Here is a 1,527-nt window from a genome sequence, read left to right on the forward strand (position 1 = left end):
CCCATCTTTTCTGCGACATAAGGCTGTGTCAGATTCAATTCCAGACGGCGCTGTTTTATTCTGCTGCCTATCAGCTTGCGTAGTTCTTTATCTTTCATGCTGACTGCCTCCTTTTTCGGTATGTATGAATTATAGCATTGTTTCTCTAAAATTGCAATATGCAATATAAAAATTGTTTTTAATATTTCGTAACGCTTGACAAAAAGATTTGGAAGGGATATACTTACATCACAAGAATTGCATAATGCAATTTACAGGGAGGTGATTATATGACGCAAAGAAAAATTGCATTATCCATCGAAGAAGCTGCCGACTATACGGGAATCGGCAGAAACACCTTAAGACAGCTTGTAGAATGGAAGAAACTTCCGGTATTAAAGGTTGGTCGTAAAGTCCTGATTAAAACCGATATTCTGGAAATGTTTATGGAAGCGAATGAAGGTCGTGATTTGAGGGATAGAGGAAATGTAAAAGCCGTAACAAGAACTGCGGCAAATTAAAAAGGCGGCTTCCAAAGAAACCGCCAAAGGTTCTATCAGACCGAAGCCATGATATACCTACACGCAAGAAGATTATACCATGTGCTTCTTCTGATACGCAACCGAGAACTTATGTTTGCAAAAGAAAGGGGAATGTAATAATGGCAAAATCAACAAAAAGTTATGAAGAACGAATGCTTGAAATGGAAAAGAAGGAACAGGAAAGCCTTGAAAAAGCAAAACGATATGCAGCACAGAAGAAAGAACTTCTAAAACGAAAGAAAGCCGAAGAAAGTAAAAAACGAACCCATAGGCTCTGTCAGGTTGGCGGTGCGGTGGAATCCGTTCTTGGTGCGCCTATTGAGGAGGAAGACATCCCAAAGCTGATTGGTTTTCTGAAAAAGCAGGAAGCCAATGGGAAATTTTTCTCAAAGGCAATGCAGAAAGAAACAAATACTGATATGGAGGAAGTGTAATGGCGGAGGGGATGAGTTTTTCATTCCCTTCATTGCTTTTTCATGAAGGGCGCACTTATGGACAACCAGAGGTCGTCCCAATAAGTTTGCCACAAGTGGCAACCGGTCTGCGTTCACGCTTGCCGGGCTCGTTCCGTCGGCGGGGCTTTCAGCCAGACCTGCTCATGCCGCAGGAGGCACTCTTCGCCAGAGAGGCGCATTCCATGCAGGCTGCTATGCGCAGGGCACTCTTACGCAGAGGGCGTTCCGGCAATGCTGCTTTTCCTAAAACCGAAAGCAATGTTGCCGGAAATCTATGCCGGATGTGCAGAAAGGAGGAATCCAGACATGGCGATTTTTCATTACACAGTCAAAATAGTCGGACGAAGTAAAGGGAAATCTGTTATCTCCGCTTCCGCATATCTCAATGGGGATGTGATGAAAAACGAGGAAACCGGGAGAATCAGTTATTACACTTCTAAAAAAGAAGTGGTCTACACTCGGCTGATGATGTGTGAAAACGCACCTCCTGAATGGCAGATAGTACCAGAAGAAAATATAAAACGCTTTCAAAAATCTGTCCGATACAAAAG

3 protein-coding genes and 1 pseudogene are annotated in these 1,527 nt (G+C 43.0%); 3 read left to right on the forward strand and 1 reads right to left on the reverse strand.

The window, feature by feature from the left end; genetic code table 11:
• Nucleotides 1-122: pseudogene (locus tag GT508_RS14980) on the reverse strand (helix-turn-helix domain-containing protein); the annotation flags it as partial.
• Nucleotides 123-269: 147 nt separating this feature from the next.
• On the opposite strand from GT508_RS14980, the gene GT508_RS14335 reads away from it, so the two are divergent.
• From GT508_RS14335 to GT508_RS14350, 3 genes are all read left to right on the forward strand, one after another.
• Entirely contained in the window at nt 270-500 is a 231-nt protein-coding gene (locus GT508_RS14335; RefSeq protein ID WP_004843519.1) for a helix-turn-helix domain-containing protein, read from the forward strand.
• A 140-nt stretch (nt 501-640) separates the two neighbouring features.
• Nucleotides 641-955: a hypothetical protein gene (locus GT508_RS14340; RefSeq protein WP_006859028.1), complete on the forward strand. Its 315-nt coding sequence runs from the start codon at nt 641-643 to the stop codon at nt 953-955.
• 327 nt (nt 956-1,282) lie between these two features.
• Nucleotides 1,283-1,527: MobA/MobL family protein (locus GT508_RS14350; protein ID WP_192934836.1), on the forward strand; the 245-nt coding region annotated here is incomplete at its 3' end.

Source organism: Dorea sp. BIOML-A1, assembly GCF_009875615.1.
GTDB lineage: Bacteria > Bacillota > Clostridia > Lachnospirales > Lachnospiraceae > Dorea_A > Dorea_A amylophila.

Excerpts from the sequence above, each read along its gene's own strand:
- GT508_RS14335 (WP_004843519.1), top strand. The coding sequence starts at position 270 with ATGACGCAAAGAAAAATTGCATTATCCATCGAAGAAGCTGCCGACTAT.
- GT508_RS14340 (WP_006859028.1), top strand. The coding sequence starts at position 641 with ATGGCAAAATCAACAAAAAGTTATGAAGAACGAATGCTTGAAATGGAA.